This window comes from Micromonospora sp. RHAY321, from assembly GCF_023896955.1.
Lineage (GTDB): Bacteria > Actinomycetota > Actinomycetes > Mycobacteriales > Micromonosporaceae > Micromonospora.
The window spans coordinates 17,333-31,188 of record NZ_JAMHIW010000022.1; the positions used below are offsets into that span (position 1 = coordinate 17,333).

The following is a 13,856-nucleotide window of genomic DNA, read 5'->3' on the forward strand; positions in this document are numbered from 1 at the left end:
TCTCCCTGCCTGACTGCTACCCGGGGAAGGGGAGTTGAACCGGCGGCGAGTGTCCTTCCCGACGTGCTGGCCGGAGTCGGAGGTGCTCGTGCCGGCTCGGCATTTGTGAGACCAGATGCCGACCGCCGCACCCCCGGCAGGAGGTACGGCGGTCGGTGCGGGCCGTGGCGGGCGGACCCGCCGGCCGGCTCAGGAGCCGGGGGTGTCGCCGCGGGTGGCGGTCGCCCGAAGGTAGTCGCGGTTGAGCCGGCCGATGGTGTTCAGCGGGATGCCCTTCGGGCAGGCCGGGGTGCACTCGCCGGCGTTGGTGCAGCCGCCGAAACCGGCCTCGTCGTGCGCGTCGACCATGCCGATCACCCGGGTGTACCGCTCCGGCTGGCCCTGCGGCAGCAGCGAGAGCTGGGTGAGCTTGGCGGCGGTGAAGAGCATGCCGGACCCGTTCGGGCAGGCCGCCACGCACGCGCCGCAGCCGATGCAGGCCGCCGACTCGAAGGCGGCGTCCGCGTTGGCCTTGGCCACCGGGGTGGAGTGCGCCTCGGGCGCGCTGCCGGTCGGCGCGGTGATGTAGCCACCGGCGGCGATGATCTTGTCGAAGGCGCCCCGGTTGACCACCAGGTCCTTGATGACCGGGAAGGCGCTGGCCCGCCACGGCTCGATGTCGATCGTCTCGCCGTCGGTGAACTGCCGCATGTGCAGCTGGCAGGCGGTGGTGCCGCGTTGCGGCCCGTGCGCGTCACCGTTGATCATCAGACCGCACATGCCGCAGATGCCCTCGCGGCAGTCGTGGTCGAACGCCACCGGGTCCTCGCCGGCGAGGATCAGCCGTTCGTTGAGCACGTCGAGCATCTCCAGGAACGACATGTCCGGAGACACGTCGTCGACCGGGTAGGTCACCATCCGACCCTTGTCCTCAGGGCCCTTCTGGCGCCAGATGCGCAGGGTCAGGTTCACTTGTAGCTCCGCTGCGTGGGGTGGACGTATTCGAATTTCAGGTCTTCCTTGTGCAGCACCGACGGCTCACCGGTGGCGGTGAACTCCCAGGCCGCCACGTACGCGAACCGGTCGTCGTCGCGCTGCGCCTCACCGTCGGGCGTCTGGTGCTCGGCCCGGAAGTGCCCGCCGCACGACTCCTCGCGGTGCAGGGCGTCGATGCACATCAGCTCCGCCAGCTCGAAGAAGTCGGCCACCCGGCCGGCCTTCTCCAGCGACTGGTTGAGCCCTTCGCCCTCGCCGGCGACCTTGACCCGCTGCCAGAACTGGTCACGCAGGGCACGGATCTCGTCGATCGCCTTGCGCAGCCCGGCGTCGCTGCGCTCCATGCCGCAGTGCTCCCACATGATCTGGCCCAGCTCCCGGTGGAACGAGTCCACGGTCCGGTCGCCGTTGACCGCCAGCAGCCGCCGGATCCGGTCCTCGACGTCGGCGCGAGCCTCGATCGCCGCCGGGTGGGTGGCGTCGACCTTGTCCAGCGGACCCGAGGCCAGGTAGTTGGCGATGGTGGTGGGCAGCACGAAGTAGCCGTCGGCCAGGCCCTGCATCAGCGCCGAGGCGCCGAGCCGGTTCGCGCCGTGGTCGGAGAAGTTCGCCTCGCCGATCACGAACAGGCCCGGGATGGTCGACTGGAGGTCGTAGTCGACCCACAGGCCGCCCATCGTGTAGTGCACGGCGGGGTAGATCCGCATCGGCACCTCGTACGGGTCCTCGCCGGTGATCCGCTCGTACATCTCGAAGAGGTTGCCGTACTTGGCCTCGATGGCCTTGCGGCCCAGCCGCTCGATCGCGTCGGCGAAGTCGAGGTAGACGCCGAGCTTGGTCGGCCCGACGCCCCGGCCCTCGTCGCAGACGTTCTTCGCGGCGCGGGACGCGATGTCCCGGGGGACCAGGTTGCCGAAGGAGGGGTAGATGCGCTCCAGGTAGTAGTCCCGCTCGTCGTCGGGGATGTCGCGGGGGTTGCGGTCGTCGCCCTTGGTCTTCGGCACCCACACCCGGCCGTCGTTGCGCAGCGACTCGCTCATCAGGGTCAGCTTCGACTGGTGGTCGCCGGAGACCGGGATGCAGGTCGGGTGGATCTGCGTGTAGCACGGGTTGGCGAAGTACGCGCCCTTGCGGTGCGCCCGCCAGGTGGCGGTGACGTTGCAGCCCTTGGCGTTGGTGGAGAGGTAGAAGACGTTGCCGTAGCCGCCGGAGGCGAGCACCACGGCGTCGGCCATCTCGGTGCTGATCTCGCCGGTGACCAGGTCCCGGACGACGATGCCGCGGGCCTTGCCGTCGACGACGACCAGCTCCAGCATCTCGTGCCGGGCGTTCATCTCGACGTTGCCGAGGCCGATCTGCCGCTCCAGGGCCTGGTACGCGCCGAGCAGCAGCTGCTGGCCCGTCTGGCCCCGGGCGTAGAAGGTGCGCTGCACCTGGGCGCCACCGAAGGAGCGGGTGTCCAGCAGGCCGCCGTACTCGCGGGCGAAGGGCACGCCCTGGGCGACGCACTGGTCGATGATGTTGACCGAGACCTCGGCCAGCCGGTGCACGTTCGACTCGCGGGAGCGGAAGTCGCCGCCCTTGACGGTGTCGTAGAAGAGCCGGTGCACCGAGTCGCCGTCGTTGCGGTAGTTCTTCGCGGCGTTGATGCCGCCCTGCGCCGCGATCGAGTGCGCCCGGCGCGGGCTGTCCTGGTAGCAGTAGGACTTGACGTGGTAGCCCTGCTCGGCCAGGGTCGCCGCGGCCGAGCCGCCGGCGAGGCCGGTACCGACCACGATCACGGTCATCTTCCGCCGGTTGGCGGGGTTGACCAGCTTGGCTTCGAAGCGCCGCGTGTCCCAGCGCTTCTCGATGGGGCCGTCGGGAGCCCTGGTGTCGGCGATCGGGTCGCCCTCGGTGAAGAGTTCCATGTCAGGACACCAATCCGGTGAGTACGGCGAACGGGACCACCAGGTATCCGGCGCAGAGCGCCACGGCGAAGACCAGCGCGGCGGCGCGCGCCCGGCGCTCACCGCGCGGGGTCTGCTGACCGAGGCTGCGGAACGCGCTGAAGGCACCGTGCCGCAGGTGGAAGCCCACCGTGACGATGGCGAGGGTGTAGAAGAGCGTGACGTACCAGCGCTCCGGCGCGAAGTCGGCGACGACGTTGCCGTACGGCTTGCTGGCGTCACCGACCGGGTTCAGCGTGCCGGTGGTCAGGTCCAGGATGTGGTAGATCACGAACAGCAGGATGATCACCCCGCCCCAGCGCATCGTGCGGGCCGCGTAGCTGCCGTTGATCTTCTTGCGGTGGGCGTACTTCACCGGGCGGGCCGCGCGGGCGCGCCGGGCCAGGACGGTCGCGGCCACGATGTGCGCGACGACGGCCACCACCAGCACGGTGCGCAGGATCCACAGGAACCAGACGCCGGGCAGCAGCGGCTTGCCGATGTCGCGCAGCCAGTGCGCGTAGTGGTCGAACGACGTCGCGCCCGTGAACACCTTCAGGTTTCCGAGCATGTGCGCGATCAGGAACAGGGCCAGCAGGATGCCCGTCACCGCCATGACGGCCTTGAGGCCGACGTTCGAGCGGATGGGCGACCGAGTTTTCGTGATTACCACACGACCGACGCTAGGAGCACTTGATTCAGTCGTCCAATGCATCGAAGTCGTAGTCTTGATAGCCATAAGCTATGTAGATGCAGCTCCATCAGCTCCGGTACTTCGTCGCGGTGGCCGAAGTACGACATTTCACCCAAGCCGCCGACATCGTGGGGATAACCCAGCCCTCACTCAGTAAGCAAATTCACGCTCTGGAGACCGACCTCGGGGCGCCCCTGTTCGAACGGGTACGGGGCAACATCGCCCTCACCGCGGCCGGGGAGGTGCTGCTGCCGCTGGCCACCCGGATCCTCGCCGACGTGGACACCGCGACCCGGGAGGTCCAGGAACTGGTCGGGCTGCGCCGCGGTCGGGTCCGGCTCGGCGCCACCCCGAGCCTGGCCACCTCGCTCGCCCCACCCGTGCTGCGCCGGTTCCGCGACGCGCACCCCACCGTCGACCTCAAGGTCGAGGAGGGCGGATCCCAGGACCTGGTGCGCGACCTGCTGCGCGGCGACCTCGACCTGGCTCTGATCATCATGCCGGCCCAGGGCGCCGACCCCGGGCTGCGCGTCGACCCGATCCTGCGGGAGAGCCTCGTGGTGGCCTCGGTGGCGGAGGTGCCGACCGCCTCGGCAACCGGCGAACTGCGCATCACCGACCTGCGTGACCAGCCGATGGTGATGTTCCGCGAGGGCTACGACCTGCGCGACGCCACCATCCAGGCGTGCCGGGAGGCCGGCTTCGAACCGGCCTTCGCGGTGGACGGCGGCGAGATGGACGCGGTGCTCAGCTTCGTCGAGGCGGGGCTCGGCATCGCACTGGTGCCCGGCATCGTCCTGGCCCGCCGACCCGGCGTACGGATCACCCCGCTGGCGCCACCCGGGGTGCGGCGGACCATCGCGGTTGCCCGCCGGCGCGACGTCGTGCCGACCCACGCCGGCCGGGAGCTTCGCCGGATCCTGCTCGACTACATCCAGACGGCGATCGACCGCGACGACCTCCCGCCGGGCGTGGACCCGCTCTGAGCGCCGTCAGCGGCCCTCGGCGTCGTCCATCGCCCGGTAGATCCGCTGCTCCGAGACCGGGTACGGGGTGCCCAGCGCCTGGGCGAAGACGTTCACCCGCAACTCCTCGATCATCCAGCGGATCTGCCGGACGGCCGTCTCCTGCCGCCGGGCCGGCGGCAGCGCGGCGAGCAGGTCGGCGTACTCCTTCTGCACCGCCGCGATCCGGTCCTGCTGCTGGCGGTCCCGCTGCGGGTTGCCCCCGAGCCGGTCCATCCGGCGCTCGATGGCGGTGAGGTAGCGCAGCAGGTCTGGCAGCCGCGCGTACCCGGCCTCGGTGATGAAGCCGGCGTGCACCAGCCCGGCGAGCTGGTTACGGATGTCGGCCAGCGCGGCCACCACGGCGAGGTTCCGGGTGGCACCGAGCCGCTGCTCGACGGCGTACGCGGCGGCGAGCACCTTGCGCGCCCGGTCCATCACCTCGACCACGGTGTCGACCAGGTCGGCGCGAACCTTCTCGCGCAGCGCCGCGAACCCCTCGGCGTCCCAGGCCGGCCCGCCGGCCTCGCCGATCAGCCGGTCGATGGCCGCCCCGGCCGCGTCCTCGATCAGCTGCTGTACGCCGCCGTGCGGGTTGCGGCTCAGCGCCAGCTTCGCCTCGTTGCTCAACCGGCCCTGCAGGAACCGCGCGGGGGACGGCACGGTGAGCCGCAGCAGCCGTCGGGTGCCGGCCCAGTGCGCCGCCTCCGCCTCGGCCGGGGTGTCGAAGACCCTCACGCCGACCGTGGTGCCCTCGTCGACCAGCGCCGGGTACGCGGTCACCGCGTAACCGGCGCGGACCTGCTCGATGGTGCGAGGAAGATCCCCGATGCTCCACTCACGGAGGCCCGTCCGGGCGACCTCCGGTGCGGCGGCCGCCACCACCTGGCGTACCTCCTGGCGGAGCTGGCGTTGCAGGGCCGTCAGATCCTTGCCCTCGGCGACCGGCTTCTCGTCGTCGCCGAGGACCCGGAAAGTCACCCGCAGGTGCGCCGGGAGCTTGCCGGGTTCCCAGGCGTCGCGGGGCACGGTGACCCCGGTCATCCGGCGCAGCTGCCCGGTGAGCGCGTCCAGCAGCGGTTCCTCGCCCGGCGTGATCGCCGCGAGGGCGGCGCGGGCGTAGTCGGGCACCGGGACGAAGTTGCGGCGGATCGCCTTGGGCAGCGTTCGGATCAGCGCGATCACCGTCTCCTCGCGCAGCCCCGGCACCTGCCAGTCGAAGGTCTCCGCCGGCACCTGGTTGAGCAGCGGCAGCGGAATGTCCACGGTGACGCCGTCGGTCGGCGTGCCGGGCTCGAACCTGTAGGTCAGCGGCAGGGTCACCCCGTCGGCCCGCCACTCGTCCGGGTAGTCGGCCTCGTCCACCCCCGCCCGCCCGTCGTTGACCAGCAGGTCGCGGGTGAAGGTCAGCAGGTCGGGCTGGTCCCGGCGGGTCTTCTTCCACCAGGAGTCGAAGTGCCGGCCGGAGACCACGTCGGCCGGGATCCGCTGGTCGTAGAAGCCGAAGATGGTCTCGTCGTCGACCAGGATGTCCCGGCGCCGGGCCCGGCTCTCCAGCTCCTCGATCTCGGCCAGCAGCCGCTTGTTGTCGGCCCAGAACTGGTGGTGGGTCTGCCAGTCGCCCTCCACGAGAGCGTGCCGGATGAACAGCTCCCGGCTCAACGCCGGATCGATCCGCCCGAAGTTGACCTTGCGAGAGGTGACCAGCGGCACGCCGTACAGGGTGACCTTCTCGTAGGCCATCACCGCGGCCTGCTTCTTCTCCCAGTGCGGCTCGCTGTAGCTGCGCTTGACCAGGTGCTGCGCGAGCGGTTCGACCCACTCCGGCTCGACCCGGCCGGCGATCCGGCCCCACAGCCGGGAGGTCTCCACCAGCTCGGCGGCCATCACCCAGCGCGGCGGCTTCTTGAACAGCGCCGAGCCGGGGAAGAGCGCGAACTTAGCGCCCCGGGCACCCAGGTACTCGTGCTTCTGCGCGTCCTTCAGGCCGATGTGCGACAGCAGGCCGGGCAGCAGCGACTGGTGCACCTTCGGGGTGTCGATCTCCTCCGGCAGGTCCGCGCCGCCACGGCGGCCCCGGCCGGCGTCCGCGTCGTCCGAGGTGTCGCGCGCCGGCCGCCCACCCCGCCGGTCGCCCTCCTGCGGGGTACGCAGCACCTGCCGCAGTTGGCTGACGATGTCCTGCCACTCGCGGATCCGCAGGTAGTTCAGGTACTCCGCCTTGCACATCCGGCGGAACGCGCTGGAGGAGAGCTCCCGCTGCTGCTCCCGCAGGTAGCGCCACAGGTTGAGGTAGGCGACGAAGTCGGACTCCTTGTCGGCGAACCGGGCATGCGCCTGGTCGGCCTGGGCCTGCTTCTCCGCCGGCCGCTCGCGCGGGTCCTGGATGGAGAGCGCGGCGGCGATCACCAGCACCTCGGTGGCGCAACCGTTGCGTTCGCCCTCGACCACCATCCGGGCCAGGCGCGGGTCGACCGGCAACTGGGCCAGGCGCCGGCCCAGCGCGGTGAGCCGCTTCGCCGGGTCCGCCTCGGTCGGGTCCAACGCGCCCAGCTCGTGCAGCAGGTTGACGCCGTCGGTGATGTTGCGCTTGTCCGGTGGGTCGATGAACGGGAACGCGGCGAGGTCGCCGAGCCCGATCGCCGTCATCTGGAGGATGACCGACGCCAGGTTGGTGCGCAGGATCTCCGGGTCGGTGAACTCCGGCCGGGACAGGAAGTCCTGCTCGTCGTAGAGGCGGATGCAGATGCCGTCCGAGGTGCGGCCGCAGCGGCCCTTGCGCTGGTTTGCCGACGCCTGGGAGACCGGCTCGATCGGCAGCCGCTGCACCTTCAGGCGACTGGAGTAGCGGGAGATGCGGGCGGTGCCCGGGTCCACCACGTACTTGATGCCGGGCACGGTCAGTGAGGTCTCCGCGACGTTGGTGGCGAGCACCACCCGGCGCGAGGAGTGCGCGGCGAAGACCCGGTGCTGCTCGGCGGAGGACAGCCGGGCGTACAGCGGCAGGATCTCGGTGCCGAGCAGCGACCGCTTCTTCTGCACCAGCTTGCCCAGGGCGTCGGCGGTGTCTCGGATCTCCCGTTCCCCGCTGAGGAAGACGAGGATGTCGCCGGGGCCCTCGGCGGCCAGCTCCTCGACGGCGTCGCCGATCGCCTGGATCTGGTCGCGGACGTTCTCCTCGTCGCCGTCGCCGTCCTCCTCGCCCTCGGCGAGCTCGACCAACGGCCGGTAGCGCACCTCCACCGGATAGGTCCGCCCCGAGACCTCCACCACCGGCGCCGGTACGCCCTGCGGCTCGTCGCCGGTGGGCGGCCCGGCGAAGTGCCGCGCGAAGCGGTCGGTCTCGATGGTCGCCGACGTGATGATCACCTTGAGGTCGGGTCGGCGGGGCAGCAGCTCCCGCAGGTACCCGAGGATGAAGTCGATGTTGAGGCTGCGCTCGTGCGCCTCGTCGATGATCAACGTGTCGTACTGGCGCAGCATCCGGTCGGTCTGCAACTCGGCCAGCAGGATGCCGTCGGTCATCAGCTTGACGAGGCTGCGCTCGCTGACCTGGTCGGTGAAGCGGACCTTGTAGCCGACCACGTCACCCAGTTCGGTGCCCAGCTCCTCGGCGATCCGGTCGGCCACCGTCCGGGCGGCCAGCCGCCGGGGCTGGGTGTGCCCGATCAGCCCGTGCACCCCGCGGCCCAGCTCGAGACAGATCTTGGGGATCTGGGTGGTCTTGCCGGAGCCGGTCTCGCCGGCGACGATCACCACCTGGTGATCACGGATGGCGGCGGCGATGTCGTCCTTGCGCTCACTGACCGGCAACCCCACCGGGTACGTGATGACGGGTACGGCTGCCCGCCGGGCGGCGATGTGCTGCTCGGCCCGGGCCAGGTCGGCGGTGATCTCGGCCAGCGCCGCCTCCCGGCGCTGCGGATCGCGCAGCTTGCGGGCACCGTCCAGTCGCCGTTGGAGGCGGCGCTGGTCGCGGAACATCAGAGGGGAGAGGCGGCGGTGCAGCTCGCGAACCGGGTCGGTCGCGGCGGAGGCGGCTGGATTCTGCATGTCGTGCCCAAGGATAGGCAGCCCGGCGGCGCACCGCCGCTGGGTTACCGCGCGGGCGGTCCTTCGACGGCTGCACGGCGGTCTAGAGTTGGCGGCCGACGTCGAGCGCTGGGGGGCCGGATGGAGCTGCGGGACACCGACCGGGCGCTGGTGCAGGCCGCCACGGCCGTGGCCAAGCTGCGCTGCCGCAGCGCGAACCACAGCGTGGCGGCGGCCGCCCGGACGGCCGACGGGCGGGTCTTCACCGGCGTCGACGTCCGCCACGTCACCGGCGACGCGTGCGCGGAGATCGTCACGGTCGGCACCGCCGCCACCCAGGGCGTGACCGAGCTGGAAACCATCGTCGTCGTGGGGGACCGGGGGCGCGAGGTCGTATCGCCCTGCGGGCGGTGCCGGCAGGTGCTGCGCGACTATTTCCCGGCCCTGCGCGTGATCGTCGGTCCGGTGGACGCCCTGCGCGTCGTCGCGATCGGTGAGCTGCCGCCGGAGACGGACGCCCGAGCCGACCAGCGGGTCGACCCGGGCGCATCCCTGGCCTCGGATGTGGTGCCGGTGGCGACGGCGCCGCCGGCTGACCGGGCCGGCTGACCCCGCCGGAACCGGCTCAGTCGCCGGCCGCCGCCTCCAGCATCGACCGGGGCACCGGCACACCCTCGAACCGCAGGATGCCCTCCGGGAGCATCCAGCTCATCACCTGCACGGCCAGCCGGCCGGCCCGCACCGCCGGATCGTTGTGGTACAGCTCGCGGGCCGCCTCCGGGTCCACCGAGAGCACGACGAAGCCGCGCAGCCGCTCGTCGTCGGGGTTCAGGAACGGGCCGGCCGCGAGCACGTGGCCCTGCTCCACCAGACCCGCCTGGTGGGCCAGGTGGGCGTCCTGCAACCGGTCGACCGCGTCCTGCGGCAGCTCCGGGGCGTCCGCCGGCCGGATCAGGAGTACGACCGTGTGCTGGTCGAATCGCATGCCCCCACCCTAGGCGCGCGTGCCCCTCGGCGCGGGCGTCCGCCCTGGTCAGCCGCCCCCGGATCGATGAGCGCCAGTTAGGCGACCCTCAGCACGTCGGCTAAGGTAAGGCGAACCTAAGCGCGAACGTGCAGGAGACTCGTGACCACCCTCGTCGCCCGGCCGACCCCGGCCCGCAACCGGACCGGCACCCGCACCGGCCGCCGGGTGGCAGTCACCGTCGCATCCGCGCTCGTGCTGCTGCTCACCGTGCTGGCCAGCTTCGCGCTGGGCAGCCGGCAACTCGGCATCGACCAGGTCTGGCACGCCCTCGTCGCTCCGGACGGCGGCGACGCCACCACCATCGTCCGCGAGTTGCGCATGCCGCGCACCGCGCTCGGCCTCGCTGTCGGCCTCGCGCTCGCCGTGGCCGGTGTGCTGTTCCAGGCGCTCACCCGCAACCCCCTGGCCGAACCGCGCATCCTCGGCATCAGCGCCGGCGCGTCGTTCGGCGTGGTTCTGGCCATCTCCGTCTTCGGCGTCGGCACGCTCGCCGGGTACGTCTGGTTCGGCATCGCCGGAGCGCTGCTCGCCGGGCTGCTGGTCTTCGCCATCGCCGCCCGGACCCGGGAGGGCGCCAGCCCGGTCACCCTCGCGCTGGTCGGCGCGGCGCTCGACGCCAGCCTCGCCTCCGGGGTGTACGCGCTGCTCAGCATCGACGCCCGGACCTTCGAGGAGTACCGGTTCTGGGTGGTCGGCGGGCTGGCCGGCCGGGACCTGTCGGTCGCCGCGCAGGTGCTGCCCTTCGTCCTCGCCGGGCTGGTGCTGGCCGCCCTGGTGGCCCGAGGCCTGGACGCGCTGGCCCTCGGCGACGACGTGGCCCGCGGCCTCGGCAACCGGGTCGGCCTGGTCCGCCTCGGTGGTGGCCTCGCCGCCGTGCTGCTCACCGGTGCCGCGGTGGCGGCCGCCGGGCCGGTCGCCTTCGTCGGGCTGGCCGTGCCACACCTGGCCCGCGCCCTGGTCGGCGTCGACCACCGCTGGACCCTCACCGTCTCCGCCCTGCTCGGGCCGGCGCTGCTGCTCGGCGCCGACGTCGTCGGCCGGCTCGTCGCCCCGCCCGGCGAGATACCGGCCGGGATCATCACCGCCCTGATCGGCGCACCGCTGCTGGCCGTCCTGGTCCGCCGCGCCCGGGTGGTGACCGCGTGAGCATCATCGACCCCTCGACCATCCACGCCGACGTGTCGACCCGTACCGCCGGTGCACGGCTGCCCGGGCGGTCGCTGCTGCGGATCGGCCCGGTCAGCCTCCAGGTCCGCCGCCGCGCGGTGCTGGTGGCCGTCGCGCTGACCGTGCTGCTCCTGCTGGCCGTGGTGCTCAGCCTCTCCCTGGGCACGCCCTACGTCGCCCCGGCCGACGTGCTGCGCGCGCTCTCCGGCGCCGGCACCCCGTACGACCTTGTCGTCTTCGACCTGCGGTTGCCCCGGATCGTGCTCGCCGCGGTGGCCGGAGCGGCGTTCGGGGTGGCCGGCACGCTCATCCAGAGCGTCGCGCGCAACCCCCTGGCCAGTCCCGACGTCATCGGCATCACCCAGGGCGCCGGGCTCGCCGCGACGGTGGCGTTGACCACCGGGATGGGCGCCGTGCTCGTGGCCCCCACCGCGCTGGTGGGCGGCCTGCTCGCCGCCGTGCTGCTGTTCGCCCTCGGCGCCCGGCACGGGCTGGCCGCGCAGCGGTTCGTGCTCGCCGGGGTGGCGGTCGCCTTCGCCTTCCGGGCGCTGACCGAGGTGGTCATGCTCAGCGCCGACCCGATCGACGGGCTGCGCGCGCAGATCTGGCTGATCGGCACCCTGGCCGGCAAGGGCTGGACCGAGGCCGCCTGGATCGCCGGCACCCTCCTGGTGCTGCTGCCGGTGCTGGCCTGGGCCGGCTGGGCTCTGAACAGCACCGCCGTGGACGACGACACCGCCCGCGGCGTCGGGCTGCGCCCGGTGGCCCGCCGGATCGGCCTCGCCGGCACCGGCGTACTCGTCGCCGCCATGGTCACCGCCCAGGTCGGTGCCGTCGACTTCGTGGCGCTGGTCGCCCCCCAGGTGGCCCGGCGGCTGGTCCGGGCCGAACGACCGCCGCTGGTCTGCGCCGCGCTGCTCGGCGCGCTGCTGCTGGTGCTCGCCGACCTGGCCGGCCGGCGGCTGATCGCGCCCACCCAACTCCCGGCCGGCGTGCTGACCGCCGCGATCGGCGGGCCGTACCTGATCTTCCTGCTGCTGCGCGGACGGCGGCGGTCCTCGTGACCGGCACCCGCCCCGGCCCTGTGAAGGAGTCGTGATGCTCTCCACCCGCGACCTGGTCGCCGGCTACGACGAGCGGACCGTGCTCGACGGGCTCGACCTGGACCTGCCCGCCGACGCGTTCACCGTGATCGTCGGGCCGAACGCGTGCGGCAAGTCCACCCTGCTGCGGACCATGGCCCGGCTGCTCACCCCCCGCCGCGGCACCGTGCTGCTCGACGGCAGCGCCATCCGCGACCTGCCGACCCGCGAGGTCGCCCGCCGGCTCGGCGTACTGCCGCAGAGCCCGCTGGTGCCCGAGGGCGTCACCGTGGCCGACCTGGTCGGGCGCGGACGGCAGCCGTACCAGCGGTGGTGGCGGCAGTGGTCGGCCGAGGACGGCGCGGCGGTCGACCAGGCGATGGCCCTGGCCGACGTGGCCGGCCTGGCCGACCGGCCGGTGGACAGCCTCTCCGGCGGTCAGCGGCAGCGGGTGTGGATCGCCATGACGCTGGCCCAGGACACCGAGGCCCTCCTGCTGGACGAGCCGACCACCTTCCTCGACCTCGCCCACCAGGTGGAGGTGCTGGACCTGCTGCACCGGCTGCGCGTCGAGCGGGGCCGCACCGTGGTGGCCGTGCTGCACGACCTGAACCAGGCCGCCCGCTACGCCGATCACCTGGTCGCGATGCGCGACGGTGCCGTGGTGGCCGCCGGGCCACCCCGGGAGATCCTCACCGCGGACCTGGTCCGCGACGTCTTCGGGCTGGCCTGCGTGGTCGTGCCCTGCCCGGTGACCGGAGCACCGCTGGTGGTGCCCGCCCACACCGGCGGCACCGCCCTCCGCGGCTCCGCCACCCCGTCCGCCGCCGCGGACGACTCCGATCCGTCGGGTGCCTCCGTGCCCGACGCCCGACCCGCCAGCGGCGATGCGGCCACCCCGCTCGCCGGCTCGTACCCCTCGAAAGGACTCTGATGCGTCGTCTCGTCGCCGCCCTCACCGCGGCCGTCGCCCTCGGCGTCGGACTCACCGCCTGCGGTGAGAGCGACCCGGTCGCCGGCTCCACCACCGGGGAGACCCGGGAGATCACCCACGCCATGGGCACCACCAAGGTCCCCGCCGAACCCAAGCGCGTCGTCGTCCTCGACACCGACAAGATCGACACGGCGCTCTCGCTGGGCGTCACGCCGGTCGGCGCGGCCACCGCCGGTGAGGCCAGGAGCTGGCCGACGTACTTCGGTGCCGAGAAGCTCACCGGCATCAAGGAGGTCGGGGTGCTCACCGAGCCCGACCTGGAGGCGATCAACGCGCTGAAGCCGGACCTCATCCTCGGCAGCAAGTTCCGCCAGGAGAAGTTCTACGACGAGTTGGCCGCCATCGCGCCCACCGTGTTCACCGACAAGGTCGGCATCACGTGGAAGGAGAACTTCCTCCTCGACGGCAAGGCGCTCGGCCACGAGCAGCAGGCCAAGGACCTGCTCGCCGCGTACGAGAAGCGGGCCAAGGACTTCGGCGCGACGCTCGGCGACGCCGCCGCCCGCAAGGTGTCGATCGTCCGGTTCATGCCCGGCGCCATCCGCGTCTACGGCCCGGACTCGTTCTCCGGCATCGTCATCGGCGACACCGGCCTGGGCCGCCCCGAGCGGCAGATGCTCGCCGCCAAGGAGGACAAGCGCTTCGACCAGGTCAGCCCCGAGCGGATCAACGAGGTCGACGGCGACGTCATCTTCGTGACCGCGTACGGCGACAAGGCCGCCGCCGAGCAGGCCAAGATGACCGGCGGCACCCTGTGGAAGGGCCTCGGCGCGGTCAAGGCCGGCAAGGCGTACCCCGTTGCCGACGAGGTCTGGATGACCGGCATCGGCGTCGGCGCCGCCAACAAGATCCTCGACGACCTCCAGAAGTACGTCCCCGCCGCCTGACCGACCCGGCGCGCTCTCCGGGCGCCCGCGCCAGCGCGTCATGGCCCCAAGATCGCGCACGATCCA

Annotated in this window: 11 protein-coding genes; 6 read left to right on the forward strand and 5 right to left on the reverse strand. The window is 72.3% G+C overall.

Annotated elements, in window-relative coordinates; translation table 11 throughout:
• Window positions 1-189: 189 nt before the first annotated feature.
• Genes M8C17_RS29115 through M8C17_RS29125 form a run of 3 tightly spaced genes read right to left on the reverse strand, consistent with a single transcriptional unit; the run spans window position 190 to window position 3,570 of the window.
• Window positions 190-951: a succinate dehydrogenase/fumarate reductase iron-sulfur subunit gene (locus tag M8C17_RS29115; RefSeq protein WP_252419772.1), complete on the reverse strand. Its 762-nt coding sequence runs from the start codon at window positions 949-951 to the stop codon at window positions 190-192.
• Window positions 948-2,885 (reverse strand): fumarate reductase/succinate dehydrogenase flavoprotein subunit, encoded by a 1,938-nt coding sequence (locus M8C17_RS29120; RefSeq protein ID WP_252419773.1) that lies wholly within the window; start codon window positions 2,883-2,885, stop codon window positions 948-950. Before M8C17_RS29120 ends, M8C17_RS29115 begins: the two co-directional genes overlap by 4 nt.
• Window position 2,886: 1 nt before the next feature.
• Window positions 2,887-3,570 carry a succinate dehydrogenase cytochrome b subunit gene (locus M8C17_RS29125; protein ID WP_308209603.1) on the reverse strand — a complete coding sequence of 228 codons (684 nt, stop codon included), beginning with the start codon at window positions 3,568-3,570 and terminating at the stop codon, window positions 2,887-2,889.
• An 83-nt stretch (window positions 3,571-3,653) separates the two neighbouring features.
• Here M8C17_RS29125 and M8C17_RS29130 point away from each other — a divergent pair, with 83 nt between their 5' ends.
• The gene (locus M8C17_RS29130) at window positions 3,654-4,583 is read left to right on the forward strand and encodes a LysR family transcriptional regulator (RefSeq protein ID WP_252419774.1); all 930 of its coding nucleotides are present in this window, start codon (window positions 3,654-3,656) and stop codon (window positions 4,581-4,583) included.
• A gap of 6 nt (window positions 4,584-4,589) precedes the next feature.
• On the opposite strand, the gene hrpA is transcribed toward M8C17_RS29130, so the two are convergent.
• Window positions 4,590-8,654 (reverse strand): ATP-dependent RNA helicase HrpA, encoded by a 4,065-nt coding sequence (gene hrpA / locus M8C17_RS29135; RefSeq protein ID WP_252419775.1) that lies wholly within the window; start codon window positions 8,652-8,654, stop codon window positions 4,590-4,592.
• Between the two features lie 120 nt (window positions 8,655-8,774).
• Between hrpA and M8C17_RS29140 the strand changes: the two genes are divergently transcribed.
• Entirely contained in the window at window positions 8,775-9,242 is a 468-nt protein-coding gene (locus M8C17_RS29140) for a cytidine deaminase (protein ID WP_252419776.1), read from the forward strand.
• A gap of 16 nt (window positions 9,243-9,258) precedes the next feature.
• On the opposite strand, the gene M8C17_RS29145 is transcribed toward M8C17_RS29140, so the two are convergent.
• On the reverse strand, window positions 9,259-9,618 hold the full coding sequence (locus M8C17_RS29145; protein WP_252419777.1) for a YciI family protein: 360 nt from the start codon (window positions 9,616-9,618) through the stop codon (window positions 9,259-9,261).
• Window positions 9,619-9,759: 141 nt separating this feature from the next.
• On the opposite strand from M8C17_RS29145, the gene M8C17_RS29150 reads away from it, so the two are divergent.
• Genes M8C17_RS29150 through M8C17_RS29165 form a run of 4 tightly spaced genes read left to right on the forward strand, consistent with a single transcriptional unit; the run spans window position 9,760 to window position 13,790 of the window.
• Window positions 9,760-10,806, forward strand: a complete 1,047-nt coding sequence (locus tag M8C17_RS29150; protein ID WP_252419778.1) for an iron ABC transporter permease — start codon at window positions 9,760-9,762, stop codon at window positions 10,804-10,806.
• Window positions 10,803-11,891, forward strand: a complete 1,089-nt coding sequence (locus M8C17_RS29155) for an iron chelate uptake ABC transporter family permease subunit (RefSeq protein WP_252419779.1) — start codon at window positions 10,803-10,805, stop codon at window positions 11,889-11,891. The genes M8C17_RS29150 and M8C17_RS29155 overlap by 4 nt, the downstream gene beginning before the upstream one ends.
• Window positions 11,892-11,925: 34 nt before the next feature.
• On the forward strand, window positions 11,926-12,843 hold the full coding sequence (locus M8C17_RS29160) for an ABC transporter ATP-binding protein (protein ID WP_252419780.1): 918 nt from the start codon (window positions 11,926-11,928) through the stop codon (window positions 12,841-12,843).
• Window positions 12,843-13,790, forward strand: coding sequence for an ABC transporter substrate-binding protein (locus M8C17_RS29165; protein WP_252419781.1), 948 nt, complete (start codon window positions 12,843-12,845; stop codon window positions 13,788-13,790). The genes M8C17_RS29160 and M8C17_RS29165 overlap by 1 nt, the downstream gene beginning before the upstream one ends.
• Window positions 13,791-13,856: the final 66 nt, after the last annotated feature.

Excerpts from the sequence above, each read along its gene's own strand:
- M8C17_RS29130 (WP_252419774.1), top strand. The coding sequence starts at position 3,654 with ATGCAGCTCCATCAGCTCCGGTACTTCGTCGCGGTGGCCGAAGTACGA.
- hrpA (WP_252419775.1), bottom strand. The coding sequence starts at position 8,654 with ATGCAGAATCCAGCCGCCTCCGCCGCGACCGACCCGGTTCGCGAGCTG.
- M8C17_RS29160 (WP_252419780.1), top strand. The coding sequence starts at position 11,926 with ATGCTCTCCACCCGCGACCTGGTCGCCGGCTACGACGAGCGGACCGTG.
- M8C17_RS29120 (WP_252419773.1), bottom strand. The coding sequence starts at position 2,885 with ATGGAACTCTTCACCGAGGGCGACCCGATCGCCGACACCAGGGCTCCC.
- M8C17_RS29165 (WP_252419781.1), top strand. The coding sequence starts at position 12,843 with ATGCGTCGTCTCGTCGCCGCCCTCACCGCGGCCGTCGCCCTCGGCGTC.
- M8C17_RS29145 (WP_252419777.1), bottom strand. The coding sequence starts at position 9,618 with ATGCGATTCGACCAGCACACGGTCGTACTCCTGATCCGGCCGGCGGAC.
- M8C17_RS29140 (WP_252419776.1), top strand. The coding sequence starts at position 8,775 with ATGGAGCTGCGGGACACCGACCGGGCGCTGGTGCAGGCCGCCACGGCC.